Genomic DNA, 24,691 nt, shown 5'->3' with positions numbered 1-24,691 from the left:
TTATTTCCTCTTTTCTGTCTTCTGATAAAGGGCAAGGGTCTCATCTACAACTCTGTCCCAGTTATATTTCTCACAAACGTAGTCTGCTGCTTCCTTCCTGTAAGCCTCAACCGTTCCCGGATTGGCCAGAAGGCACTGCATCTTGGTCTTAAGATCCAGTACGTCACTCTTGTGGAAGGTAAGGGCCTTATCTCCGATAAAATCAAGACACTCAGGAATGTCTGATACAAGGCAGCACTGGCCGTAGCTCATGGCCTCTAAAAGAGTAAGTGGCATTCCCTCAAGGTCTGACGGAAGCACATACAAATAGCAGTTGCTGAGAAGCTCCGAAAGAACTCTTCCCTGAACGAATCCGGTAAAGATAATCCTGTCATCGGAAAGTGCCAGATCCTTCATTCTCTCCTCAAACTCATGAGAGTCACTGCTGCCTCCAGCAATCACGAGTTTCTTGTTGGTATTTAAATCTTTAAAGGCCTTGATAAGATACTCCAGGCCCTTCTCAGGAACAAGTCTTCCCAGGAAAAGAATGTAACCATCCCTATCAATTCCATACTTTTCTTTAATCATCTCAGGCTGGAGAGTAACAGGCCTGTTAACACCATTAGGAATAAGGACTGTGTCCCTTCCGTAGGTCTCTTTAAAATACTGCTGGGCACTGCTGCTAAGGACAATGATCTCGTCCGCATATCTTACAGCACGCCTCTCGCCCTTCATAATGTAACGGCTTGCAAAATAGCCCCATTTTTGGCGCTTGTGATCCAGGCCATGAATAGTTGCGATACATCTTTTTCCAAGGAGCTTGGGAATCCACATGGTTGCACATGGCCCCTCTGCATGGAAATGAACCACATCGGCTCTTCCAAAGGCGGCGATAAGCGCCCCAAAGAAGGATGATGTAGCTGCTGCAAAACCTTTCACATTGATAGTAGGAACATTTTTGAGGCGAACGCCCTTATAAATATTACCAACGTATGCGTCGTACTCTTCTCCCGCTACATGATGACCGCTTCTGTTAAGACAGGTAACCTTGTGTCCAAGTCTGGCCATCCTGACTGATAATTCCTCCACAACGACCTCTACGCCGCCTTCCCTGGAAGGAATTCTCTTATGCCCCAACATTACTATATTAAGTTTTCTATATTCTCCGGTTGCTACCGCTTTTTTCACAAACTCAAGCTCCCTACACGTATAAATATAGTTACGCTAATTTTACATAATTCGACATACTATTATAGCATGTTAGTCAATACAAAAAAAGACGAGTGAATCACTAGTAATCCACTCGTCCTCTTATTCGCTATTTCACTTGGTGTCCCCAAAACGCTGTCGATCAAAGATCAAAGCTGCCTGTGACATCATTGTTAACAACGTAGTATGCCTTGCACTCCTCTGGCTTAACATAGATATCAAGGTTCTTGATGTCCTTTTTACCATATGCTGTCTTAGCCATGGAAACAAGCTGCTCTTCGTTGTAAGCCTTGTCGCCGAACTGAAGCTCGACCTTTGCGTTAACCTTTGCTGCCATCTTATTTCCTCCTCATTAAAATGTATTGCATACATTATAACTCTTTTTTGTAACGAATGTGAATATTTATTCGAAATTTTCAGATAATAATAAATTTACGGTTGTGCGAATGCCATCGCAAGGCAGATTGCTGCTATAACAACCAGCATAATGGAAAGAATTCTCATCCACCTATTTGTCTCCGGCTCTTCAACCTCTTTATCTTTTTTGAGGGTACCATAGGTAAAAAGAACTACACCTGCCACAAAGATAATTTCCGCATAAATTAGAAGTATCTTGTTCATACGCCCCTCCATGCAAACGTTTTTTCATGTATAATAATTATATCATATGATTTATCTTACATCCTAGCGAGGCATAAGTATGAACATCAAATTTTCTCTTTTCGATCTAAATAAAAGATTTAGGTATAGTCTAAAACAGCTTGTGGAGTTTGAAAATTCATCGGATGTCAAAAGACAGAAATGCAAAACATCCATCATTCTTCTTACAGGATTCATCTTTTACAGCCTGGTCGCAACTTTCTTTACCTCAGATAGTTACATGCATGGAAAGGTCACCAATATAAGCCTTGCGCTGTTTATGGTCTGCATATGCTTTTTGCTCAAAAAGGCCCATCGCCACACCATGATCAGCATCTATGCTTCCTTCGGCATGTGCACCATTCTTTTTTTCCATCTCATCATGGAGGTGGACTGGACAATCGGAATGGACGCCTTCTGGCTCTTTATCCTGATTATGCCCTTTATCACCAATTACCTTGCAGGAGTGGTCTATGGCTCAATAAGTGCATTAAGTGGCCTTCTTCTTAGCATCTTACTTTTCGATACCGATCTAAGGGGCTATCTCCAGCCCTACGGTCAGAACATGGTGGACTGGTTTCCTGTGATATATGTGGTTGTAATGATAGCCGCAGCTATTACGGAATATGAACTGACATCTTATCAGATTGAGAAAAAGATATCCGATGAAAAGATTTCTTTTTTCCAAAGAGAACGTACAAGCAGACTCAGAGAGCAGCTCTCTATATATGAAAGTAACGAGCTGACAATTAGAAAATATAAGCACGACATAAGACACTTTAACCGTGTATTGTCCGGGCTTTTAAATGATGGGGAATATGAGAAAGCCAAGCATTACCTGAAGGAATTCGACTCAATGCTTGAGCAGGTTACTACCGTTTCATTCTGCGACAACAAGATTGTGAATGAACTTCTGACAATCTACACCTCAAGATGCAACAAGCTTGGCTTTAAGCTAAGGGCAAAAGCTTCCGTTCCCGAGCTTTTCCCTATGGAAGAAATTGAGCTTACAAGCCTTCTTGCCAACGCTCTTGAAAACGCTCTTGAGTCCCAGCAAAAAGCTCCTGCAGATAAAAGATATATCTCTGTGGATATTTCCTATGATGGGCGAAAGTTAAGGCTACAAACAAAAAACTACTGCCCTGAAAAGATAAAGTTTAATAAAGAAGGTCTTCCAATCAGTACCAAGGCCATTCAAAGCGGCATCGGAACCCATCAGATCAAATCTATTGCAACCAAGTACAATGGTGTTGCAAGCTTCTCCATGGACGGAGAAATGTTTATTGTTAAGGCTGTGATGACTTGTCTGTAAGGCTAAGGTGCTCAGCAATCTTGTCCTTGATTCTGCCCTCTACGATTGCTGCTATTTCCTTGGTCTTAAGGTTCTTGTACTCTTCGTAAGGAATTGGGTCCATGTAATAAACATAAGTTGTAACAGGGCCGTAGTGGTCATCACTGTTGTAAACCTTGTAGGAATCAACAAGTGCTACAGGAACGATAGGAACCTTGGACATCTGAGCCAGTTTAAAGCTTCCGGGCTTAAAGGCTTCTACAACATTTCCGTTGTTTTCCTTGTATCCACCTTCCGGGAAAAGAATGAACTTTCTTCCCGCCTTAAGTTCCTCGGCCATCTCCTGGAATACTCTGATGGTCTGTCTTGGATTATCCATCTCTAGGCGCTTGCCGTTTACAAGATCAAGGAATTCCCTTACTAAAATAATATGGGATCTCTTTTCATCCATAATAAAGGAAAGTGGCTTTTCATGTGTGTTGAAAATGCCAAGGACGTCATACTTGCCCTGATGGTTAGGATAAAGCATGTATCCGCCTTCCTTGGGAAGTTTCTCCTGACCATAAGCGATAGTCTTATAGCCAACAGACTTGTTCATCTTGGTGATCATCTCATTGGCAAGGGCATAACGCTCTTCTTCTGTATGCTTGTCAGGATGACGCATCCAGATCCTGGATTTGCAAACATAATATATTATTCTGAATATGTTGATTATTATCGTGTGGTAGTAGTTACGCATCTAACCTCTGTAACAAAAATAATTTTTTCATTAAGATTATAACCGAAAACTCTGAGTATGTCTCACAGTTTCTCAACAAGGGATTTGAAACCATACTCCATAAAAAGAGCTTTCGCTTTATCTTTATCTATATTGATCTTAAAATCATCAAGACTCTTTCCTGTTTCGTAGTCTCTCCTGATCTTAGCCAGGTCTTTGGACAAAAATGCCATATCCCTGTACTCAATAAGAGCCTTCATAGGACTTCTGGAAATTCCAAGGTCATCCTTCCAATGAGCACCAAGAGCCTTGAGAGCCTTGGCATCGTCGCCGCACTCATCAATAACCTTGTAAATATCCTCAACTGTTCCATACTCTGCTAAAAGAGGTATAGCAGCACTGCTGACTCCCTTGACTCCGGGAATGTTATCACTTGAATCTCCCTGGATTCCCTTAAGGTCAGGAATCTGGTCTGGCTTTACACCATACTCATTAAGACAAAGAGGCGGTGTTACCTCAAAGGCCTTGTCAGGAATGGCAGTAAGCTTACTGTTCCAACCATACTCGGCGCCATATTTATTCTGAAGTTCGTCAGCTGTCTCCTGCTTGGTCTGAATGAGCCATACTCTTGTATAGTCGGAAACAAGCTGCAGATAATCGTGATCCTTGGTAATTATATATGAAGGGATCTCTTTTTCAAACTTGGTGACAACACTGCCTACGATGTCGTCGGCCTCATACTTGTTGTCATAAAAGACCTGAAAGCCCATATCCTGAAGGAGGTTTTCCATGTTCTCAAACTGCTCCTTGAGGGGAGCCGGAGTATCTCCTCTGTTGCCCTTATAGTCAGGATATTTCTCTCGCCTAAAAGTGTCCCTTGTCATATCGAAAGCAAACATCATATGTGTAGGCTTCTGCTCAGCAATGATCTTGAGTATGGTACGCATCATGCCATACATAGCATTGGTGTACTGTCCCTTTTCATTATGAAGAATCTGTGAGTAGAGCTTTTCTTTTTTCTCAGGATCTTTTTCAAACAAAAGAGCCTTGGGAAGATTTCCATAATAATTAGTAACCAGCATGGAACTTCCATCTATTAAAATAAACTTTTCATTTGCCATAATTGCCACCTTGCGGATGCTTTCTTGATAGTATCTGCCACAAGAAATTTGTAGCACAAACCAAGCTTTATTATATCTTAAAAAAAGAAATTTGAAAATAAGGCTTGCACAATATGTTAGCATATGCTAATATAATTTCGTTAGCAAAAGCTAACCAGTAAGACGTCAATGCCAAGGCGTCGTTACATACATGACATACAATAGTCATAAAAATCTCCTACCTAAAAAGGACGACCTTGCCAGTCGTCCTTTTTCTTGTTATCAATACAATATTCAAATTCAGTCATATGTACCGTGTACTTTCAACATTATCTTCAGTCGAAGACATCTTCTCCGAATCTTACCTTTGCCTGTGCTTTGATTGCTTCTACGCACTTATCAAATCCAAGCTTACTACTGTCAAGACACAGATCGTAGTTCATGGCATCAGTCCACTCATGACCTGTGTGGTACTTGTAATAATCTGCTCTGTACCTGTCTTCCTGTGCGCAGAACTTCTCCAGCTCTTTTCCCTTAAGAGGCTGAACCTTGGCCGCCTGTTCCATCAGGAAATTGTGAGGCGCATGGACAAATACACTGAGGACATTATCAAAGTCCTTAAGGACAAAGTCCGCAGCTCTTCCCACTATTACGCTGGGCTCATTTCTGACAATTTCCTTGATGCACTCCGCCTGCAGGTTAAAAAGATTGTCAGGGGATGTATATTCAGGACTGTCCGGTCCGATAATCTCTGATTTATAAACATGGACAGGAGTTCTGCCAAAAGCTCTTTTCCTGATTCTCTCATCGGCATCCAGGAAAAGACTCTCTGCAATACCACTCTTTTCCGAAGCTACCTTGGTAAGCTCTTTATCGTAGTAATGAATTCCAAGCTGCTCAGCCAGCCTGATTCCGACGGTTCTTCCGCCGCTTCCGTACTGACGTGCAATTGTAATTGTGATTTTCTTCATATTTCCTCCTACTCTGGGATTCTCACTAAGCTCGTAAATACCTCGCTAAGTGTTCACCCAAGGTTCGCACTAAATTCGAAACTACCTCATCAAGTGCTCTACTCTCCAAGATATGCTTTCTTAATTGACTCATCATTAAGAAGCTCGCTGGCAGGGCCCTCTTTTACAATTGATCCTGTTTCAAGAACATAAGCTCTGTTTGCGATGGAAAGCGCCTTCTTGGCATTCTGCTCAACCAAAAGAACTGTCACTCCATCCTTGTTAACGTCCTGAATGATCTGGAAAATCTCATTTACAAAAATCGGTGAAAGACCCATGGAAGGCTCATCCATCAGGATAATATCAGGATGTGACATAAGGGCTCTTCCCATGGCCAGCATCTGCTGCTCACCACCTGACAAAGTTCCAGCCAGCTGATTCTTACGCTCTTCAAGTCTTGGGAATCTCTTGTAGATCATCTTAAGAGTCTCATCCATCTCCGCCTTATCACTTCTGGTGAAGGCTCCCATCTTGAGATTCTGCAGAACCGTCATCTCCGCAAAAACTCGTCTTCCCTCAGGAACCTGGGCCATTCCCAGACTTACAATCTTGTGATTTGGAATCTTGGTCAGATTCTGTCCCTTGTAAAGGATGTCTCCCTTATTGGCATTGATAAGGCCTGATAAGGTGTGCAGTGTTGTGGTCTTGCCTGCACCGTTAGCTCCGATCAGAGCCACAACCTCTCCCTTATCTACATGAAAAGAGATTCCTTTAATGGCCTGGATCACGCCATAATATACACTTAAATCTTTTACTTCCAGTAATGGTTCCATATATAAACCTCGTACATAAATTTGTATATCGAATCAGATAGATCACTCTCCAAGATAAGCCTTGATAACTTCCGGATCACTTAGAACTTCTTTTGTCTCGCCCTGGCACAAAACTCGTCCGAAGTTGAGAACTGTAAGCTTTTCGCAGATTCCGGAAACCAGCTTCATATCATGTTCAATAAGTAGAATCGTCATATCAAATTCCTTGCGGACAAGGGCTATAGTATCCATCAGCTCCTTGGTCTCGTTAGGATTCATTCCTGCTGCCGGCTCATCCAGTAAAAGGAGCTTTGGATTTGTAGCCATGGCTCTTGCTATCTCAAGCTTTCGCTGTTTTCCGTAAGGAAGGTTTGAAGCCAGAATATCTTTTTCCTTATCAAGGTCAAATACCTTAAGGAGCTTTTCGGCCTCAAAGTCCATCTCTTTTTCCACCTTGCGATAATTACCAAGATGCAGAATTCCCTCAAGAGCGCTGTATTTGAAGCGCTCTGTAAGGCCAACCTTAACATTATCTATAACGGACATATTCTTGAAAAGCCTTATGTTCTGGAAGGTCCTGGCAATTCCGGCGTGATTGATCTCAGTGGTAGACTTCCTTGTGATGTCGTTTCCATCAAGCTTAATCCTGCCCTCGTTAGGTTTGTAAACTCCCGTAAGAAGGTTAAAGACTGTAGTCTTGCCGGCGCCATTAGGTCCGATAAGACCGTAAAGCTGCCCCTTTTCAATTGTAAGATTAAAATCATCAACGGCTCTCAGACCGCCGAATGATATGCACAGATTGTTTACTTCAAGTAGTGCCATATTGCTACCTCTACAAAGTTTTTATCAGATATTTGCCTTCTTCCATGGAAGATTGATCTTGCCAAGAGTTCTTTTTCTCCACTCCAGTACCTTAGGTGACCAGGTGTAGATCATCATAACAATGAGGACAATTGAATAAATCAGCATTCTGTAGGTGTTAAGTCCACGAAGGAGCTCCGGTAAAAGATAAAGCACGCAGGCCGCAATTACGCTTCCCCTGATGTTACCGATACCTCCAAGAACCACGTATACAAGGATCATGATGGATGCGTTAAATCCAAAATACTGGCTGGATGCTGTAAGGGTAGTGATGTTATGGGAAAAGAGAACTCCTGCTGCCCCTGCTATTGCTGCTGATATTACAAAAGCCATCATCTTGTAGCCGGTAACGTTGATTCCGGTTGCCTCTGCCGCGATATAGTTATCACGAACAGCCATGATTGCTCTTCCGTCCCTTGAGTTAATAAGGTTTAAAACTACGAAAAGGGATAGTAAAAGAACTATGATTCCCACTGTGAAACTTGAATTATGAGGAGTTCCTGTGATTCCCATGGCTCCGTTTACAATGAGCTGTCCGTCCGGTTCCATGTTTAGTTCCATAGCGTTCTTCAGAGAAAAATGAACTCCGTTTTTGTCTACGCCGATGTAAAAAGCATTGATTACATTCTTGATAATTTCGCCAAAGGCCAGAGTAACGATTGCCAGATAGTCACCTTTAAGTCTAAGAACCGGGATTCCGATGAGGAAGCCAAACAGTGCGGCGAAGGCAATTCCTATAATGAAAGCCAGAATAAAACGTGGTGCCGCAGGAATAGACGCTTCTGTAAGCTTTGAGAAAAATGCACTTGTGAAGGCACCGATACACATAAACCCGCAATGTCCGATACTGAGCTCTCCCAGGATTCCAACGCACAGGTTAAGAGCAACAGCGATAACCGCATAATAGGTCATTGGAACCAAAAGGCCCTTCATGTGACTTGATAAAATTCCTGTGACCGCAAGAGTCTGAAGAATAATGTAGGCCACGATTACAATTCCGTATGTAATGAGATTGTCTTTTGTCTTGTTCATTGTCTTTTACTCCATCTTTTATAATGAAGTTCTGCTCTCACATATACAAGTATATGTGAGCCAGAACAAAGGTGCGACCTAGCCTCGTATAATACCTCTTCAAGGTCAGACCTTTTCCTGTATCTTTTTACCGAGGATTCCCGTAGGCTTAACAAGAAGCACCACAACGAGAATACCAAACACTATTGCATCAGAAAGCTGTGATGAAATATAGGTCTTACTGAGAATCTCAACTATTCCAAGAAGAAGTCCGCCGATCATGGCTCCGGGGATTGATCCGATTCCTCCAAGAACCGCCGCAACGAAGGCTTTGATACCGGGCATTGCTCCTGTATACGGAGAAAGAGAAGGGTAAGCTGAGCAAAGAAGCGCGCCTGCAATGGCTGCAAGAGCAGAACCAATTGCAAAGGTCAGCATGATTGTATTGTTTACGTTGATACCCATAAGAGTTGCTGCGCCTTTGTCCTCCGCAACAGCCAGCATAGCCTGACCCTGTTTGGTTTTTTTGATAAAGAGCTGCAAAACTAAGAGAACAACAAGACTTACAACTATAGTAACAATGGTTACGCCCTGGATCCTGAGATTTCCATCTGCGAAGGTAAGGCCTTCCCATTTAATTACAGAAGTAAAAGATTTAATGTCAGCGCCAAAGATAAGGAGCGCCAGGTTCTCAAGGAAATAGCTGACGCCAATGGCTGTAATAAGAACCGCCAGTGGAGAAGCTGCTCCTCTAAGTGGCCTGTAGGCTACAAATTCAGTTGTAATACCAAGGAGTGTGCAAAGAACTATTGCGACTATGATTCCCACAATCGAATTGCCGGAAAGGGCTCCGCTTACGGTAAAGATTATATAGCAGCCCACCATGATGAAATCTCCGTGAGCAAAGTTAAGCATCTTGGCAATACCATAAACCATGGTATATCCAAGGGCTATTATGGCATATATACTTCCCAAGCTAAGTCCGCTAATGAGATATGTAAGAAAACTACTCATCTAAGGCACCCCCAAAACGTCGATATTATAACTATTATTATATGATAAAAAACATCAAGATATATATTTTTTTATAAAAAACGAGGGGCACCTGTGACAGCGTCCCTCGCTGAATATGACAAAAACTAAGGTCGGTTAGTTATAAAGCTTAATTACTGTGCAGAAACGTAAGCACCATTCTTGATTACAACAGCCTTAGGCTCCTTGTTAGGCTCGCCGTTTGCTTCCCATGTCATCTTGGCTGATGTAAGACCTGAAGCCTCGATCTCTGTCATTGCGCTCTTAAGAGCTTCGCAGATATCTGATGTGCTCATGTCAGGTGTTACGTTCTTGGCTTCGATTGCCTGCTTGATGATGTAAACTGCATCGTAAGCATCTGCTGCGAACTGGTTAGGAATCTCACCATACTTTTCCTGATAATTCTTAACGAAGTTAACTGTAAGATCATCAGTAGCATCTGCTGCGAAAGGTGTAAGAAGCATTACGCCCTCTGCAAGTGATGTATCAAAGTTCTCAACTGTAAGGATTCCATCGAGTCCATCAACGCCAAAGAAGATTGGTGCATATCCCATTGTGTTAGCCTGTGTAAGGATAAGTGAAGCATCCTTGTAATAGATAGGAAGGAATACCAGGTCAGCGCCTGCATCCTTAGCCTTCTGAAGCTGAACTGAGAAGTCTGTGTTGTTGTCCTGTGTGAAAGCTTCAGCAGAAACGATCTCGAAGTTCTTGCCTGCTGCTTCCTCTGTAAACTTCTGATAGATACCGCTTGAATATACGTCTGAGCTATCGTAGATGATACCTACCTTTGTAGCAAGGTTGTTATCTGAAATGTACTGAGCAGAAGCAATTCCCTGGTTAGGATCTGAGAAACATACTCTGAAAGCGTTGTCATACTTAACGCAGTCCTCAGCTGATCCTGAAGGTGTGAGCTGGAACATGTTGTCAGCCTTGGTGTTCTCTGAAACTGCAATTGAACATGCACTTGTTGTTGATCCAACAAGAATCTTCATACCCCAGTCCTTAAGGGTATTGTATGCATTTACTGACTTCTCTGCGTTGAGCTCATCGTCTTCTTTTTTGTACTCAACTTTGTATCCGTTAATACCACCTGCTGCGTTGATTTCCTCAACAGCAAGCTCTGCTGCATTACAAACTGCATTACCGTAAGCAGCTGCGCCACCTGTAAGTGGTCCGATTGCACCGATCTTGAAAGTATCACTGCTGCCGCCGTCTGATGCTGCGCCGCATCCTGCAATCATTGAAACTGCCATGACTGTAGCTGCTGCTAAACTAACTAATTCATTGAACTTCTTCATATAGCAATTCCTCCTCGTGATAAAAATGTATATTTGTATACAATCTTATACTTTTAAAGATTAAAGCATTGTAGTGTAAAAGTCAACAAAAAAAAGTAGATTGCATTAGTACATTAACATTGTTAGAATTAATACATAGAGGGGGAATTGAATATGCTTCAATTATCTTATTTGGGAATTGCCTTTGCGGCAGTTTTCTATTTGGTATTTGGAATCACTGTTCGTCTGATGTCACTTAAAGACACCACCAGGAACAAGGCGAGACTTGCCATCGTTTTGACATCATTCTCGTTGATTTCATTTTTTTCACTTTTCGCCAGCCTTCTGAACTTTAATAGAGGGAAGCTCTTTTTGGGTGTGATTTTTATCTTACTTTCAGTCGCAGCCTTTTTTATTTTTGCGGCAATCCTCATCGAACTCCACCATATTAAGACTAAAGTTAAAATGCGCAGATTCATGGTTTTGTTTGATATCGTCGACAGATATATTAATGAAGGCAAGACCAGAGAAGAAATTCTCTACTACCTTGTAGAGATTCAGAAACTTACTATCAGAGAGGCCAAGGATTTCCTGGATTTTATAACAGATCCACAGAACCATCAGTTCCTTGCTGATGTAAATGAAAAGATACATGAAGCCCAGCTTCTTAAAAACCTGACCAAATAAAAAGAAAATTATATGTAACGTTTCCTTTCATACAAAGAAGCGGCACCAACCCGATAGAATCAAGTTGTGCCGCTTCTTTTCTATATGTATCCTACCTTTTTACTACATAAACTTTTGGGTTTCGTCGCCCTGTCGTCCTTATGCAAATAAATCCAGGTTTCCTCCTGAAATACCATATGACATTGCTCCCTGATTTTGGGTGTAGCCTACTGTCATTCCTTGGAATTTCTGAGCCACATCATTGTACATGCGGTTTGCATCCTGAGATTTCTTGACCATATCAATGGCCATCTGCATTGGATCTTCTTCCTCGTCGCCGGCTTCTGTAACAGCCTGTGCATTAGGATATGCAACCGGGGCGACGTTTGTCACAAGTCCCGAAACGCCTTTCTTTGTGAACTCGTCCGATACCTCTGATTGATTCTTAATTGTATAATTCATCGGCTGGACAAAGCTCATTCCATATGAACTTCCAATTGACCCGATAGAAATTCCCATACTATCACTTCCTCTTGACCGGAGTTTTCCGACCTTGAATCACTACCGTATTTCTCTGTCTAAATACTATAATATAGCGACTTTACATGCAATTATGCCCCTCGGAATTCTGCGTAAACTTTTTGTAATGATTTATAAAAATTAGTTAAAAAATATGATAAAATAATAAAGAGGGTTACTAACTTCATTTTGCAACTAGAAAGGAGCAACGCCAGATGGGCAACAACCAACTGCAGTATTCTCCGTTCAAACCAAATTTGAAGACAGCGCAAGTATTTGCATGGGGAGATCCGGAGTACAATTTATTCGACCAGCTTAACGAGAAATATGAAAAGAGTCATCCAGAATTCTGTGAGCTCTCTTCATATGAGAAAATGGTGATAAGACAACAGATTCACCACGAAGCAATTGGAATTACGCCGCTGAATCTCATCAAAGCTTTCGTTGAAGACCCTCAGTTTGACGAGTTCAGAGCTGAAACAATTTAAAATGAGCTAGGGGATACCCTAGCTCATTTTTTACTTAGTTTCTCTGTTTACATATTTATTGTGGAACTTAGAGTATGCAATCCTCTGACTGCTATACAAACTTGAGTAGCCGGAGAAGGTGTAGCTTAAAGCCACCGCCAAAAGATAATAGGGCATACCCTTAAAGCCAAAGAGCTCGAAGCAGATAAACAGTGAAGATATCGGACAGTTCGTAACTCCGCAGAACAAAGCCCCCATTCCGATAGCTGCGCAGAGAGCAGGATCAAAGCCAAGAATCTGAGAATAAAGGCATCCAAAGGTCGCTCCGATATAAAGAGCCGGCACAATCTCACCGCCTTTATAGCCTGCTCCCAGTGTGAGAGCTGTAAATATAATCTTGAAAAGGAAGGCCAGATAGGGCGCTTCACCCTTGATGGCCATCTCAATAACATCCATTCCGGCGCCGTTGTAGTAATGAACACCGCTTACGTAGTGGAGTCCTGTCGCGTCAATTCTAATTCCCATAAGGATGGTCAGTGCCACCACAATACAGCCTCCAACGAATACTCTGATGTATGGATTTGGCAAAAGCTTCTTATAGTTTCTTCCCGCAAATTTCAGGGTCTGGCAAAAGAGAACGCTGACTACCGCACACAGTATTCCAAGAATTCCGGTAAACACTGCATGATAAACATCAAAGGCAGGGACAACTTCTACAGTAAATACCTCAGCTGTAACTCCCAGGAGCCTAGCCACTCCCTGAGCTGTGAGGGCTGAAATAACACAAGGGACAAGGGCTGAGTAGTACATGACACCTACATTTTCAATTTCCATTGCCATGAAAGCTGCTGCCATTGGTGTTCCGAATAGCGCTGAGAAAGCAGCACTCATACCACACATGGTGATGATCTTGATATTTCCCTCTTTTAATTTAAAGAGCTTACCCAGGTTATATCCGATGCTTCCGCCCATCTGAAGAGCGGCACTCTCTCGTCCTGTAGAACCACCAAATAAATGAGTCAAGGCTGTAGAAATGAAGATCAAGGGCGCTTTTGTTATAGGAAGGTTATCTCCCTCCTGAATTGACTTGATAACAAGGTTAGTTCCCTTGTCCTCATAGTCCTTGCAGAGTCTGTATAAAAAGACAATCACAAGTCCCGCAAGAGGAAGCGCCAGAATAATGTAGTCATGGCCTGTTCTAAATCCTGTGGCCCATACAATTGCGTAGTAAAAGACTGTTCCTATAACGCCCACAACAAGTCCAGTTAGGCATCCAAAAAACAGCCATCTGAATAACACTCTCATACGTCCAAAAAGATCCACATCCGGCATATGCTCAATGATGTACTCTATTGGATTTTCTTTCTTTTCCATAAGTTCTCCTCATTACACTTACAAAAGTTCCAGTAGTCCCTGAATACCTTTTTCCTGATAGATTCCTTTATAAAAGCTTACTTCGTCCTTGATAATAAGGTCAATCTGTTTCATTCCAAGAAGTTCAACCGGAGCCTTGTCATCAGTAAGGACATGGCCCTGGGAAACGTAAGGCACAAGATTTTTTTCCACATGATCCATCATGGCTTTCAGGTTGTCATTCTGTTCAAAAACAATGTCATTTCCAAGTCTGGTCTTAAGGTCATCTCCGTTTGTTGCAAAGAGCTCCTTGTTAGTTGAGCCGAGGACATCAACAATCATAACCTGATCAAATACAGACGAAATGGTATCTGCAAGGTAGGTGTTGATTGATGCGTCTTTCTGTGAAGCTGTAGCTTCTGAGTCTTCTGAAAGCGTCGCATCATCGCTGTACATGTTCATATTAACCACCATGACGCCCTGGTCTGTCAGGTGCTCTTTTACCTGGGTAAAAAACTCTGCTGAAGACATCTGAAAAGGAATTGTAATATCCTGATAGGCGTCTACCATGATAACATCGTACTTTTTATCTATCGCATTAAGATATGCTCTGCCATCATAGGTGGTTACTGTGGTTGTCTCCGGAAGCTCGAAATATTTATGAGCCAGGTCTGTGATCTTATCGTCTATCTCAACACCTTCCACATTTACATTGTCAAAATATCTTGAAAGCTGGGTTGCATAAGTTCCTGAGCCCATACCAAGGATCAGCACATCCAAGGGCTTTTCTCCAACCTGCTCCTTTATCTTGGCACTGGCCATATAGGGCGCTGCAAGAGCATAGTCATAGTACATTCCGGTAAGAGATCCGTCTTTTACCAGAACGGACTGAACACCAAATAAAACGTTAGTCGAAAGAATCACCTGGTTCGGTGTTTCTTTTACCTGAAGATAGTTATACACAGACTCCCCTTCAAAGGTGAGGTCTTTTTCCCAAAAAGCAAAGCTTCCGCTGTTACCAAAGACGCAGCAGATTGCAAAGATCAGGACGCTGGAGATGATCCTTGCAGTATGGGCCTTTCCACCCGGACTTACAAAATAAAGTATAGACAAGGCTAGCAAAATTCCTGCGAAAATCAGGAATGTAGCCGCTGTTCCAACGGCCGGGATTGTCACAAAAGTAGGCATGAAGGTTCCGATGATGCTACCAATTGTATTAAAGGCACCAAGAGTTCCGATTATCTTGCCGTTATCCTCAAGGGAATCTGTGGTGTACTTGGCAAGACTTGGTGTTACGGTTCCCAAAAGAAAAAGCGGAAATACAAAAACGATCATGCAGGCCGCAAAGGCTGCAATCACAAGGAAATTGCTGTTTACTGCAAATATCAGAACTGCCGAAATACCAAGAATTATATATTTACCAAGGACCGGAATTGCCGCAATCCACAAAGCTGCAATAATGATCCTTCCATAGAGTTTTCCCGGATCAGGGTCTTTATCTGCCTTCCTTCCGCCGTAGATATTTCCAAGGGCCATGGCGATCATAATGGTTCCGATAATAATAGTCCATACAATCTGTGATGAGCTAAAATACGGCGCTAAGAGCCTGCTTGCTCCAAGTTCCACCGCCATTACCGACATTCCGGCAAAAAACTCAGTCATATACAAGAATAACTTGTTCCCCAAAATAGCTTTCTTTTCCATACCTTCTCCCTATATTCCGTAAAATCATTCTAAACAGAGTATATCACAGTCACTCAGTGTTTTGGACGCAGCGACACACAAAAACCGGGGTGCATCATAAATTTGCGAAATATTATATATTTATTTTCGTTTGTTTTTATAAATAAGATATTTTTAAATGCTACAATTTATCTGTGATACTGTGCACCCGGTGCGGCTTTTTTAGTAGTGATATCCAAGGCCGCGCGCAGATTCAAACCGTTTTGGGATTATGTGGAATAAAGCCCAGGAAAGATTTAGGACTCGTAGCCTTATAGCCACAATAATTCTGATTATAGCTGCTGTTATAGGATCTTTATTCTATACCGTCTACATCAGAAGCTATACAAGGCAGAGAACTTACTCGGAACTTCAAAATGCCACCCAGGAAACTCTCGACTCCATCGAGAGTGAATTTCGTGCAACCAGAAATATGCTGCGTCAGACCGCACGTATTATCTCAAGTTCCAACGATTCCCTTCATTCCCTCAGGACCAATTCTTACATGACCACAGGACAGATCACGTCTAATATTTCCGATATCGCTATTCTTACCCCCGAAAATAAAGTAGTTCGAATTTCAGGCAGTGACATTGATGCCACAGGAGTGCTTGATTTTGACAGCATAGTAGATAAAGGTGAACATATCTCCACCCTGCAACCGGATTTGACTGATCCTGACGAAAATGACCTTAGAATCTTCGTCCCTATCCGCAGAAGAGGTGAAACCATTGCATTTATCTATGGTACTGTAACTCCTGAAGTCATCCTGCGATCATGGGTTCCTGTAGTATACGACGGCAATGCCACAATTTCAGTTGTGGAAAAAGATACCGGCGTTATCATCATGGATACCAAGAGCAGAGAACTTCAAACCATCGAAGAAGCAAATATAGATATACATTCAATTTCTACCGATATTTCTTTTACCGAAGCTGTACGAAAAGGCCAGAGTGGCTATGCCATAGGAAAAGACGCCACCACCGGCAGGGATCAATACTACTGTTTCCTTCCTATGAACATAGAAAATTGGGAAATAATATTCAGCGTTTCTGAGAAAGACGTATATGCTACTGTTAGGCCTATCCATACTTATCTGTATGTATTCCTATTCCTTGCAGGTATTGGCCTTGTAATCTACTTCATTTACATCATACATATCACCACCGGATCTCTTGTGGGTATTGAGCGAAGGGCCAATATGGATGCCCTTACAGGTCTTCAGAACAGAAACCGCTATGAGTACTTCTGCTCACATCTTCAGCAGGGTACTGACGGTATCGCTTGCATTTATTTTGATGTCAATGGCCTTCACGAACTCAATAACACTCAGGGCCACCTTGCCGGAGACAATATGCTCAAGGCTGTGGCAAATTCCATTGTGGCTGAATTTGGCGAAAACAATACCTATCGAATAGGCGGCGATGAGTTCGTAGCCTTCAGATATGAAAGAGATGAGAGCCTTGTAAGAAAAGACCTTGCTAAGGTTGTAGCTGACATTGAAGCTCAGGGCTATCACGTTGCCTGCGGCCTTGCCATGGCAACTCCTGACAAAAAGCTTCTTACCGTCATCAAATCCGCAGAGGAGGAAATGTACGAAAACAAGCGTCTATACTACGAGTCTATCGGAAAGGAGATGAGAGGATGAAAAAGACTTATCGCCTTATAATTTCATGCATTTTATCCTTGATGCTACTTCTTTCCGGATGTGGGTACTCACTTCCTGACATTGAACACCACCTTATGGAAGATGCATTCTCCGACGGAGCCGTAGTTTACAGAACCCTGTATGCCTCCGAGGTAGTCAGCCTTAATTACCTCACTGATGACTCCATAGTAGATTCGATTATAAGCGTAAATGTTATAGATGACCTTGTTGACTATGATGATCACGGTAACATAATCCCCGGGCTTGCCAGCAGCTGGGAGAGTAGTGATGATCTGACAAAATGGACCTTCCACCTAAGAGATGGGATTACCTGGGTTGATTATAATGGTGAGTATTACGCAGACGTCACCGCAGATGACTGGGTTTGCGCCTATGAGTATGCCAAGACAGACAAAACCAGCAGTGTTTCTGTAGCAAGCGTAGAAGCCAAGGACGACAAGACTCTTATATATACCCTTAATGAGCCCTGTCCATTTTTTACAAGTCTCCTGTCCTACTCCTGCTACCTTCCTGTTTGCCGGGCATATCTTGATAAAATAGGAAATCTTTTTGCCAAGGATTATAAACATCTTTTATACAACGGTGCCTATGTCCTTCACTATTTCCAGCCCTTTGAGCAGCAGATTCTGGTAAAGAATCCTTCATATTGGGATAAAGACAATGTGTTTATTGACAGGATTGAAAACCGTTTTGATTATGATGCTACTGACGTTTCCACATCTATGTATTTAAACGGATCTATAGACAGGGCAATTGTGCCTTCAGAGAAATTAAAAACATATCTGGAGGATCCTGAAATTTCAGATCACATCCACAGAACAAGGCCAAATAATACGGCCTCAAATTTCTATGCCTTTAATTTCTATCCGCGTTTTGACTCCAAATATGAACCTGAGAACTGGGCCAAGGCTGTGGCCAACGAGAACTTCAGAAAAGCCATTATGTACTCCATAGATCGCGTCACTCTCTTGTCAATCTATGAGCCATACATGCCTACTCTTCTTCTTTCCAACACCATAACTCCTCCGGGAACTCTTTATATAAATGGACAAGACTATGCTTCTCTTCCTTCGTTAAAAGAAATTACGGAAAGAGACAGTTACAACCTATCCCTTACAAGCTATTACAGGAAAATGGCAAGAAAAGAGCTAAGGGAAGCCGGCTGCAGTTTCCCTATTAAAATCCTTATGCCCTATGACCCTTCCGTGGAAGGCTGGGGCCTTGAAGCCGACAAAATAGCCGTCCAGATTGAAGCTGCTCTTGGTAGAAACTTCGTGGATGTCATTGTTGAGGCAGGAAGCTCCACAGGCTTTGAAATGTCAGTTATAAACAGCGGCAAGTTTGCTCTTACAAAGTGCAGCACCAGTTCCGATTACTATGATCCTCAGACCTGGACTGATCCTTTGGTTGATGGCAGCAATTATACCTTCTGGGAAAAATGTGAAGATGAGGAAGTTAAAAAGCTCAATCAGGGCTGGAATTCCCTGGTAAAAGATGCAGCTGCCATAACAAATGATTTTGAGAAAAGATATTCTGCCTTTGCCGGTGCAGAAAAGTACGCAATTGATCATGCCATTGTAATCCCATTTTCAATCCTGAATGGAGATGGCTATGAAATGTGCAAATTGAACGAATTCGAGGGAGAATATTCCCACTACGGATATGCAAGTAACCGCTATAAGTTCAAAAAAATCCACGACAAATCCATGAACCTGGAGGAGTACTACGCAGCCTACTGGGAGTGGATTGCGGGGTTCTGATCATATTTATCGTAATCATAGAAAAGACCAGCAGATATCTGTTCTGCTGGTCTTTATCATTTTAGAATTTTTTTAATTCTGTCATGGCCATGGGTACTGCCACAAATAGTGACAACACATCCGCGCAGGCCTGAGCCATCTCAACTCCTGTGATTCCAAGGAATGCCGGAAGTATCAAAATCATAGGAATAAAGCAGATTCCATTTCGGGCGGAAGCTGTAATGGAAGCCTTAACTCCCTTACCGATTGACTGAAGCATCATGTTACTGATTACAATTGCTCCTGATAACGGAAGTGTGCAACACTGGAATCTCAGGGCTGCTACTCCAACCTGAACTGCTGCCGGGTCCTTGGAAAATGCAGTAATAATGTTAGGAGCAAAGATAAAGCAAACTGCTCCGATTCCCACAAGTACAATTGTTGAATACTTGACGCAGAATGTGAAGCCCTCTTTTACTCTGGATTTAAGACCAGCACCATAGTTAAAGGAACATACAGGCTGATAGCCCTGACCAAATCCGATAAGAGCTGATGCCATCATCATCATGATTCTTCCCGCAACACTCATACCTGCAATCGCAGCATCTGAGCCAATTCCGCCTGCTGTATTATTAAGAATAAGTGTGGCAATTGCTGCAAGACCCTGTCTGAACAATGATGGAGCTCCGCCATTTACGATTTCTTTTATATAATGCCAATTTATATGAACGTTGGCTGGAGAAAGCTTGATGTTCTCACCCTTACTTGTTCCTATGAGAAGCACGCAAAAACTTGTCATCTGTCCCATTACTGTAGCAATGGCTGCGCCCCTTACTCCCATGTGGAAGCCAAGGATAAGAAGTGGATCCAGAACCATGTTCATAAGTGCGCCGCACATAAGTCCGATCATGGCGTAGTACGCTGCTCCCTGGAATCTGAGCTGATTGTTTATTACAAACTGGGCCATCATAAAGGGAGCACCAATCAGGATAATTCTCATGTACTGCTTGGTAAATTCCAAGGTAAGATCTGTGGCACCTCTCCCAAGAAAGCCTGCAATAGGATTAACAAGAAGATTTCCTACAACCGCAAATATTACTCCAAGAATAATCGCCATAGCAAAACCTGTGGAAGCCATCTCGTTCGCTTCCTTGTGGTTATCTGCCCCAAGCATTCTGGATAAATAGTTTCCTGATCCGTGTCCGCAAAAGAATCCGAAGGCCTGAATAATAGCCATTACTGTGAAGACCAGACCAACAGCTGCAGTAGCTGAGGTATTAACTGTGGGGTCGCTTGATACTCTTGCAACAAAAAACGTGTCTGCCGTATTATAAATTGCTGTGACCATCATACTGATGATGGTTGGGACTGACAGTGTCAAAATAAGCTGTGGCACCGGAGTCTTAGTCATATATTCTCTTCTGTTCTTTACTGACATGAATAATCCTCATTTCTACTTCGATATTCCTATGTATTGTATTGCATACAAGATAAAAATGCCAGATACTAATCACCTTTGGATTCATAAATATCTGGCATTTTTCATTTTCAAACTATGATTTGCGCCTTACTTCCGCCACTCTTCTCCTTGGTAACAACGATCTGCTTGTCGATTTTCTCTTTGAGCTCTGTGACATGAGAGATAATTCCCACAAGGCGATTTCCTTCTGTAAGGCCTGCAAGGGCATTGTATGCAAGCTCAAGTGAATCGCTGTCCAAGGTTCCAAAGCCCTCATCCACAAACATGGTATCAATCTGGATTCCACCTGCCATGGACTGGATTTCATCAGATAATCCCAGTGCCAGAGAAAGAGCTGCCATAAAGGATTCTCCTCCGGAAAGTGTCTTGACGCTACGCTGGCTTCCATTGTAGTGGTCGATGACTCCAAGATCAAGTCCGCTCTGACCACGGTTATTTGCAGCTTCTTCCATACGTTTAAGCTCGTACTGAGCATCTGACATCTTCATAAATCGAAGGTTAGCTCTGGCAATTATTCTGTCAAAGTATGTTGTCTGGATATAAGTTTCCAGCATGATCTTTTCTTTGCCTGACAGCTTGCCGCTTGCTGTGTCCGCAAGAGCTGATACCCATGAAAGTCTTTTCTCATTCTCGGATAGTTCGCTGCACTTTTTATCTATTCCAAGTCTTGCGGCTTCGTTTGCTTCAATCCTAGAGTTAGCTGCTGTGTAAAGATCGTTTTGCTCAGACCTAAGGTTCTCCAGATTTCTCTTTTTATCGAGTTCCTGCTCAAGCTGAATTTCTTCTGATTTATCCAGAGTTTCTTTAAGTCCCTTTATCTGTCCCTTAAGGAGATTGATATGCTCAAGATGATCCTTGAATTCCTTGTCGGCCTTATCGTAATTGGCCTGTATTGAGTCTGCATTTTCTTTAAGAGCCTTAATCTCTGCTTCTGCGGCGGACCTACTTTCAAACTCGAACTTTTCTTTTAGAGCAGTGCTTTGTTTTCTAACTGCTTCAACTGCGGATTTATCTGCTGCCAGTTTTTCTTTTAGTGATGCTTCTTTTTCCTTGGCAGCGGCTATATCTGCCTCGAGCTTTGGAAGAATTCCCTCGATTTCTTCTTTTCTCTTTATGAGCTTATCTGCCTCTTTAACCTTGGCATTAATCTCTTCAAGTTCTGTCTCTGCGCTATCTGTAAGCGAAGCAGCTACCTGCCTGATAGCCTCCGGCGTAGTCTCTTCCACCTTGGCAAAAGAGCTCAAATCTTCCACCACATTTTTCTTGTTGGCATCAAAAGCGCTACCCAGTTCTCCGCACTTTACACTGGAGCTTTCAACTGCTGTTCTTGCCTTTTCAGCTGCAGCTTTAGCTTCCTTAAGCTCAGCATCTGTAGGAACCGCTCCTTCAGAAATTGCAGGAGTTGGGTGTGAAAGTGCTCCGCACACTGGGCAGGGCTTACCCTCTTCCAGGGTTGCCGCCAAAACTCCTGCCTGTCCGTCTCTGTAGGCCTTAAAGATATGCTCGTAGTGAGAATTTTTCTCCTGATACTCTCTGTCCAGTTCCAGGTACTGCTCTCTGGCTCTATCCAGCTCTTTTTCCATCTTCTCAAGAGAAGCGATCTTACCAGATATATCCTTAAGGCGGGCGTACTTATCCTCAAAAGCTTTCACCTGGGCAAGATACTTTTCCTTATCAGCGGCAGCATTTGCGTAGGTAGTAAGCTCTTTTTTTAATTCTTCCTGATTCGCCAAGAGAGCCTTAGCCTTCTCAAAAGCCATCTTGGAGTCAGAATCCTCCGCTTCAATTTCTCTGTCTAATCTCGCTGCTTCCTTAATGAGTTTTTCGTACTCAAGATACATAGGAAGCTCTGCGTCTATCTGAGCCTGTTTTTTCCTATACTCTTCCTTGGAAGGCAGTTCTTTTTCCGCTTCTGCTAGAGCCTCTTTTAACTGCTCCTGCCTTGGCTGTGCCTCATCAAGCTCATCTGTGAATTTTTCCAGGTCAGCTGTAGCCTTCTGGATTTGGGTTGCCTTACCAATGCTCTGGTTAACCACTTCCAGCTCTTTATCAAGGGTTTCAATCTGCTCCTTAGCCTTACCAAGAAGAGCCATATCCTGAGAAAGAAGCTTTTCTATCAGGTCCAGAACTTCTTCCGTAAACATGTCTCCTTCTTTTGCCTTGTCCACTTCTATAGACAAAACATCCGTCTCCTGGCAGGCAATTCCTGAGATATACTGCTTAACGCTCTTCTTGGCATCCTGACAGATTCCGTAGCATTTCTTTCTCTCCTCCTCAAGTCTGTCCTGAAGAGTCTGATAGGGCTTGGTCTTAAAGAGCTTTCTGAAAATCTCCTGTCTCTCCTTGGTATCAGCCAAAAGGAGCTTCAAAAAGTCCCCCTGCGCCAGCATTGCAATCTGTGAAAACTGCCCTCTGTCTATTCCAAGAAGCTCAACAACTGCACTGTTTACATCCCTTACCTTAGTGATTACATTTCCGTCCGGCATATGAAGCTCAGCATTTGGAAGTTCTTTTTTCTCCCCGTCGCCTCGCTTTGCCTTTCGCATATATTCGGGATTTCTTTTTATGTAATACTCTTTTCCCGCGTGGGTAAAGGACATCTCAACAAAGGTCGGAGTATCGCTATCCGCGTATTTGGAGCGAAGCATAGAAGTCTCCCTGCTGCCACCACTGGCTTCCCCAAACAGGGCAAAACAGATGGCATCAAAGATAGTGGTCTTTCCTGCGCCGGTATCTCCGGTAATCAGATAAAGCCCCTTCTCTCCCAAGTCTTCCATATTCAATTTAATCTCTCCGGCATATGGGCCGAAGGCGGATATTGTTAAAGATATAGGTCTCATATCATCATTAGTCCTTCATGTCATCTCAGTTCCATATTCCTTCAATAAGATCTTTAACCAGTTCTTTCTGCTCCTTAGACATCTCCTGATTGTTCTGTTTCTCATAGAATTCCTCAAAAAGCTCTACAGGAGATTTTCTCTCTACATCAGAGGCACCTTCTACTATTCGGTTTTCTCTGGTTCTTTTGTTGTCATAGCTAAGCTTCATGAGGTTAGGATAAATAAACCTCAGCTTACTGATAGCATCAGGAATATCCTCCTCGTCAGTAAGGATTGCCTGAATGTAATCCTCTGTGTTGGTGCTTTCGTAGTTCTTTTTATCAGTGAGTTCCTCATAAGTTCCCTTGATCTGACGAAGGTCTCTCTTGGGTGTCAGAGGAATCTTTTCTATCTCAATGTCACCTTTTTCTTTTACGGTGACCACTGTGACTGACTTGTGATGATCCTTTTCGGAAAAAGAATATTTGAGAGGCGTTCCACTGTATCTTATGGTTTCTCTTTTTACAAACTGAGGACCGTGGATATGACCAAGAGCCACATAGTCGAAGTCGTCAAATATAGAGGCATCCACATTATCAAGGCCTCCGATTGTGATTTCTTCAGATTCGCATCGTTCAGCTCCTGTTACAAATTGATGTGCAATGAGGATGTTACGCTTTGTGCTATCTATTGATGTGTTTGTTGCGGTATTTCCACTAATGTCAGAATTCTCTTCCGCCGCAGCAGTATCTACTTCTACATCTTTCCGGCAACTCAGATGCGTCAGTGCTATCCTCACAGCATCTGTGTAGTCCGTAATTTCTTCATCAGGGTAGAAAGCCCTCACATTAGCCGGCTTAACAAAGGGTAGCATGTAGATATTCACATCGCCGCATTTATCAGAGTATTCGTCCGCACATGTGAAATGACTCACTTTGCCGTCATAGGCTGGCGATAAGTGTATTCCCGCCATATCTATAATTCGTGAGTTCTGTGCAAACCTCACCGCAGAATCATGATTTCCGCTTATGGCATAGACCTGAAGTTTCCTGTCAGCAAGCATACTAAGAAAACCATCCCAGAGCCTTACTGCGTCCTCGCTGGGCACAGACTTATCGTACACGTCTCCGGCAATGATCACCCCATCTGGTCTGATCTCATCAAGAATATTTATAATCTGTAATAGGATATACTTTTGATCCTCTATCATGGAAAACTCGTTAACTCTTTTCCCAAGATGGAGGTCAGATAAATGAACTAATTTCATAGAATTCCCCAATTCCCCGTTTGCTTATACTACTAAATTTCTTCTTTTCATACACTATATTATTTTACACTTAACCACATGTATATCCAAGAAATCATTATGGATTTACTC

Annotated in this window: 22 protein-coding genes; 5 read left to right on the top strand and 17 right to left on the bottom strand. The window is 42.6% G+C overall.

Translation table 11 applies throughout. The features are described from left to right. The 3 genes from G613_RS0108935 to G613_RS0108925 form a co-directional block, all read right to left on the bottom strand. The gene (locus G613_RS0108935; protein WP_029232336.1) at positions 1 to 1,119 is read right to left on the bottom strand and encodes a glycosyltransferase family 4 protein; all 1,119 of its coding nucleotides are present in this window, start codon (positions 1,117 to 1,119) and stop codon (positions 1 to 3) included. Positions 1,120 to 1,330: 211 nt separating this feature from the next. Further along, complete coding sequence (locus tag G613_RS0108930; protein WP_029232335.1) at positions 1,331 to 1,525, bottom strand: DUF6465 family protein; 195 nt, start codon at positions 1,523 to 1,525, stop codon at positions 1,331 to 1,333. Positions 1,526 to 1,620: 95 nt separating this feature from the next. Next, positions 1,621 to 1,809 (bottom strand): hypothetical protein, encoded by a 189-nt coding sequence (locus tag G613_RS0108925; protein WP_029232334.1) that lies wholly within the window; start codon positions 1,807 to 1,809, stop codon positions 1,621 to 1,623. Positions 1,810 to 1,888: 79 nt separating this feature from the next. On the opposite strand from G613_RS0108925, the gene G613_RS0108920 reads away from it, so the two are divergent. Beyond that, positions 1,889 to 3,139, top strand: a complete 1,251-nt coding sequence (locus G613_RS0108920; protein WP_029232333.1) for a sensor histidine kinase — start codon at positions 1,889 to 1,891, stop codon at positions 3,137 to 3,139. On the opposite strand, the gene G613_RS0108915 is transcribed toward G613_RS0108920, so the two are convergent. From G613_RS0108915 to G613_RS0108880, 8 genes are all read right to left on the bottom strand, one after another. Beyond that, positions 3,114 to 3,857 carry a lysophospholipid acyltransferase family protein gene (locus G613_RS0108915; RefSeq protein WP_029232332.1) on the bottom strand — a complete coding sequence of 248 codons (744 nt, stop codon included), beginning with the start codon at positions 3,855 to 3,857 and terminating at the stop codon, positions 3,114 to 3,116. The genes G613_RS0108920 and G613_RS0108915 overlap by 26 nt on opposite strands. A gap of 62 nt (positions 3,858 to 3,919) precedes the next feature. Then, positions 3,920 to 4,957 (bottom strand): 5'-3' exonuclease, encoded by a 1,038-nt coding sequence (locus tag G613_RS0108910; protein WP_029232331.1) that lies wholly within the window; start codon positions 4,955 to 4,957, stop codon positions 3,920 to 3,922. A gap of 314 nt (positions 4,958 to 5,271) precedes the next feature. Continuing rightward, on the bottom strand, positions 5,272 to 5,907 hold the full coding sequence (locus tag G613_RS0108905) for an AAA family ATPase (protein ID WP_029232330.1): 636 nt from the start codon (positions 5,905 to 5,907) through the stop codon (positions 5,272 to 5,274). A 98-nt stretch (positions 5,908 to 6,005) separates the two neighbouring features. Then, positions 6,006 to 6,719: an ABC transporter ATP-binding protein gene (locus tag G613_RS0108900; protein ID WP_029232329.1), complete on the bottom strand. Its 714-nt coding sequence runs from the start codon at positions 6,717 to 6,719 to the stop codon at positions 6,006 to 6,008. Positions 6,720 to 6,761: 42 nt separating this feature from the next. Further along, complete coding sequence (locus G613_RS0108895; protein WP_029232328.1) at positions 6,762 to 7,520, bottom strand: ABC transporter ATP-binding protein; 759 nt, start codon at positions 7,518 to 7,520, stop codon at positions 6,762 to 6,764. Positions 7,521 to 7,544: 24 nt separating this feature from the next. Continuing rightward, entirely contained in the window at positions 7,545 to 8,591 is a 1,047-nt protein-coding gene (locus tag G613_RS0108890; protein WP_029232327.1) for a branched-chain amino acid ABC transporter permease, read from the bottom strand. A gap of 105 nt (positions 8,592 to 8,696) precedes the next feature. Continuing rightward, positions 8,697 to 9,584, bottom strand: coding sequence for a branched-chain amino acid ABC transporter permease (locus G613_RS0108885; protein ID WP_029232326.1), 888 nt, complete (start codon positions 9,582 to 9,584; stop codon positions 8,697 to 8,699). A 152-nt stretch (positions 9,585 to 9,736) separates the two neighbouring features. Next, the gene (locus tag G613_RS0108880) at positions 9,737 to 10,900 is read right to left on the bottom strand and encodes an ABC transporter substrate-binding protein (RefSeq protein WP_029232325.1); all 1,164 of its coding nucleotides are present in this window, start codon (positions 10,898 to 10,900) and stop codon (positions 9,737 to 9,739) included. 153 nt (positions 10,901 to 11,053) lie between these two features. On the opposite strand from G613_RS0108880, the gene G613_RS0108875 reads away from it, so the two are divergent. Beyond that, positions 11,054 to 11,566 (top strand): hypothetical protein, encoded by a 513-nt coding sequence (locus G613_RS0108875; RefSeq protein ID WP_029232324.1) that lies wholly within the window; start codon positions 11,054 to 11,056, stop codon positions 11,564 to 11,566. 138 nt (positions 11,567 to 11,704) lie between these two features. Here G613_RS0108875 and G613_RS0108870 read toward each other — a convergent pair whose 3' ends face one another. Then, complete coding sequence (locus G613_RS0108870; protein ID WP_029232323.1) at positions 11,705 to 12,064, bottom strand: hypothetical protein; 360 nt, start codon at positions 12,062 to 12,064, stop codon at positions 11,705 to 11,707. Positions 12,065 to 12,279: 215 nt separating this feature from the next. Between G613_RS0108870 and G613_RS0108865 the strand changes: the two genes are divergently transcribed. Next, the gene (locus tag G613_RS0108865) at positions 12,280 to 12,552 is read left to right on the top strand and encodes a hypothetical protein (protein WP_029232322.1); all 273 of its coding nucleotides are present in this window, start codon (positions 12,280 to 12,282) and stop codon (positions 12,550 to 12,552) included. A gap of 30 nt (positions 12,553 to 12,582) precedes the next feature. On the opposite strand, the gene G613_RS0108860 is transcribed toward G613_RS0108865, so the two are convergent. Continuing rightward, a complete protein-coding gene (locus G613_RS0108860; protein WP_029232321.1) occupies positions 12,583 to 13,905 on the bottom strand; it encodes a chloride channel protein in 1,323 nt (440 codons plus the stop codon). An 18-nt stretch (positions 13,906 to 13,923) separates the two neighbouring features. Further along, positions 13,924 to 15,588: a spermidine synthase gene (locus G613_RS0108855; RefSeq protein WP_029232320.1), complete on the bottom strand. Its 1,665-nt coding sequence runs from the start codon at positions 15,586 to 15,588 to the stop codon at positions 13,924 to 13,926. 250 nt (positions 15,589 to 15,838) lie between these two features. Between G613_RS0108855 and G613_RS18605 the strand changes: the two genes are divergently transcribed. Continuing rightward, entirely contained in the window at positions 15,839 to 17,254 is a 1,416-nt protein-coding gene (locus G613_RS18605; RefSeq protein WP_051151052.1) for a GGDEF domain-containing protein, read from the top strand. After that, on the top strand, positions 17,251 to 19,035 hold the full coding sequence (locus tag G613_RS0108845) for an ABC transporter substrate-binding protein (RefSeq protein WP_029674733.1): 1,785 nt from the start codon (positions 17,251 to 17,253) through the stop codon (positions 19,033 to 19,035). Before G613_RS18605 ends, G613_RS0108845 begins: the two co-directional genes overlap by 4 nt. 61 nt (positions 19,036 to 19,096) lie before the next feature. Here the strand turns inward: G613_RS0108845 and G613_RS0108840 are convergent, their stop codons facing one another. From G613_RS0108840 to G613_RS0108830, 3 genes are all read right to left on the bottom strand, one after another. After that, entirely contained in the window at positions 19,097 to 20,452 is a 1,356-nt protein-coding gene (locus G613_RS0108840; protein ID WP_029232319.1) for an MATE family efflux transporter, read from the bottom strand. Between the two features lie 110 nt (positions 20,453 to 20,562). Beyond that, positions 20,563 to 23,334 (bottom strand): AAA family ATPase, encoded by a 2,772-nt coding sequence (locus G613_RS0108835; protein ID WP_029232318.1) that lies wholly within the window; start codon positions 23,332 to 23,334, stop codon positions 20,563 to 20,565. Positions 23,335 to 23,359: 25 nt separating this feature from the next. Beyond that, the gene (locus G613_RS0108830) at positions 23,360 to 24,580 is read right to left on the bottom strand and encodes an exonuclease SbcCD subunit D (RefSeq protein ID WP_029232317.1); all 1,221 of its coding nucleotides are present in this window, start codon (positions 24,578 to 24,580) and stop codon (positions 23,360 to 23,362) included. Positions 24,581 to 24,691: the final 111 nt, after the last annotated feature.

The sequence above is a fragment of the Butyrivibrio sp. VCB2006 genome (genome assembly GCF_000420945.1).
Classification (GTDB): domain Bacteria; phylum Bacillota; class Clostridia; order Lachnospirales; family Lachnospiraceae; genus Butyrivibrio.
This window is presented reverse-complemented; position numbering and strand designations above follow the sequence as displayed.

What these genes read in the sequence shown, in the direction of transcription:
- G613_RS0108860 (WP_029232321.1), bottom strand. Translation starts at nt 13,905, where the DNA reads ATGGAAAAGAAAGAAAATCCAATAGAGTACATCATTGAGCATATGCCG.
- G613_RS0108885 (WP_029232326.1), bottom strand. Translation starts at nt 9,584, where the DNA reads ATGAGTAGTTTTCTTACATATCTCATTAGCGGACTTAGCTTGGGAAGT.
- G613_RS0108870 (WP_029232323.1), bottom strand. Translation starts at nt 12,064, where the DNA reads ATGGGAATTTCTATCGGGTCAATTGGAAGTTCATATGGAATGAGCTTT.
- G613_RS0108845 (WP_029674733.1), top strand. Translation starts at nt 17,251, where the DNA reads ATGAAAAAGACTTATCGCCTTATAATTTCATGCATTTTATCCTTGATG.
- G613_RS0108935 (WP_029232336.1), bottom strand. Translation starts at nt 1,119, where the DNA reads ATGTTGGGGCATAAGAGAATTCCTTCCAGGGAAGGCGGCGTAGAGGTC.
- G613_RS0108875 (WP_029232324.1), top strand. Translation starts at nt 11,054, where the DNA reads ATGCTTCAATTATCTTATTTGGGAATTGCCTTTGCGGCAGTTTTCTAT.
- G613_RS0108840 (WP_029232319.1), bottom strand. Translation starts at nt 20,452, where the DNA reads ATGTCAGTAAAGAACAGAAGAGAATATATGACTAAGACTCCGGTGCCA.
- G613_RS0108865 (WP_029232322.1), top strand. Translation starts at nt 12,280, where the DNA reads ATGGGCAACAACCAACTGCAGTATTCTCCGTTCAAACCAAATTTGAAG.
- G613_RS0108920 (WP_029232333.1), top strand. Translation starts at nt 1,889, where the DNA reads ATGAACATCAAATTTTCTCTTTTCGATCTAAATAAAAGATTTAGGTAT.
- G613_RS18605 (WP_051151052.1), top strand. Translation starts at nt 15,839, where the DNA reads ATGTGGAATAAAGCCCAGGAAAGATTTAGGACTCGTAGCCTTATAGCC.
- G613_RS0108900 (WP_029232329.1), bottom strand. Translation starts at nt 6,719, where the DNA reads ATGGAACCATTACTGGAAGTAAAAGATTTAAGTGTATATTATGGCGTG.
- G613_RS0108930 (WP_029232335.1), bottom strand. Translation starts at nt 1,525, where the DNA reads ATGGCAGCAAAGGTTAACGCAAAGGTCGAGCTTCAGTTCGGCGACAAG.
- G613_RS0108890 (WP_029232327.1), bottom strand. Translation starts at nt 8,591, where the DNA reads ATGAACAAGACAAAAGACAATCTCATTACATACGGAATTGTAATCGTG.
- G613_RS0108915 (WP_029232332.1), bottom strand. Translation starts at nt 3,857, where the DNA reads ATGCGTAACTACTACCACACGATAATAATCAACATATTCAGAATAATA.
- G613_RS0108925 (WP_029232334.1), bottom strand. Translation starts at nt 1,809, where the DNA reads ATGAACAAGATACTTCTAATTTATGCGGAAATTATCTTTGTGGCAGGT.
- G613_RS0108895 (WP_029232328.1), bottom strand. Translation starts at nt 7,520, where the DNA reads ATGGCACTACTTGAAGTAAACAATCTGTGCATATCATTCGGCGGTCTG.
- G613_RS0108910 (WP_029232331.1), bottom strand. Translation starts at nt 4,957, where the DNA reads ATGGCAAATGAAAAGTTTATTTTAATAGATGGAAGTTCCATGCTGGTT.
- G613_RS0108905 (WP_029232330.1), bottom strand. Translation starts at nt 5,907, where the DNA reads ATGAAGAAAATCACAATTACAATTGCACGTCAGTACGGAAGCGGCGGA.
- G613_RS0108855 (WP_029232320.1), bottom strand. Translation starts at nt 15,588, where the DNA reads ATGGAAAAGAAAGCTATTTTGGGGAACAAGTTATTCTTGTATATGACT.
- G613_RS0108880 (WP_029232325.1), bottom strand. Translation starts at nt 10,900, where the DNA reads ATGAAGAAGTTCAATGAATTAGTTAGTTTAGCAGCAGCTACAGTCATG.
- G613_RS0108835 (WP_029232318.1), bottom strand. Translation starts at nt 23,334, where the DNA reads ATGAGACCTATATCTTTAACAATATCCGCCTTCGGCCCATATGCCGGA.
- G613_RS0108830 (WP_029232317.1), bottom strand. Translation starts at nt 24,580, where the DNA reads ATGAAATTAGTTCATTTATCTGACCTCCATCTTGGGAAAAGAGTTAAC.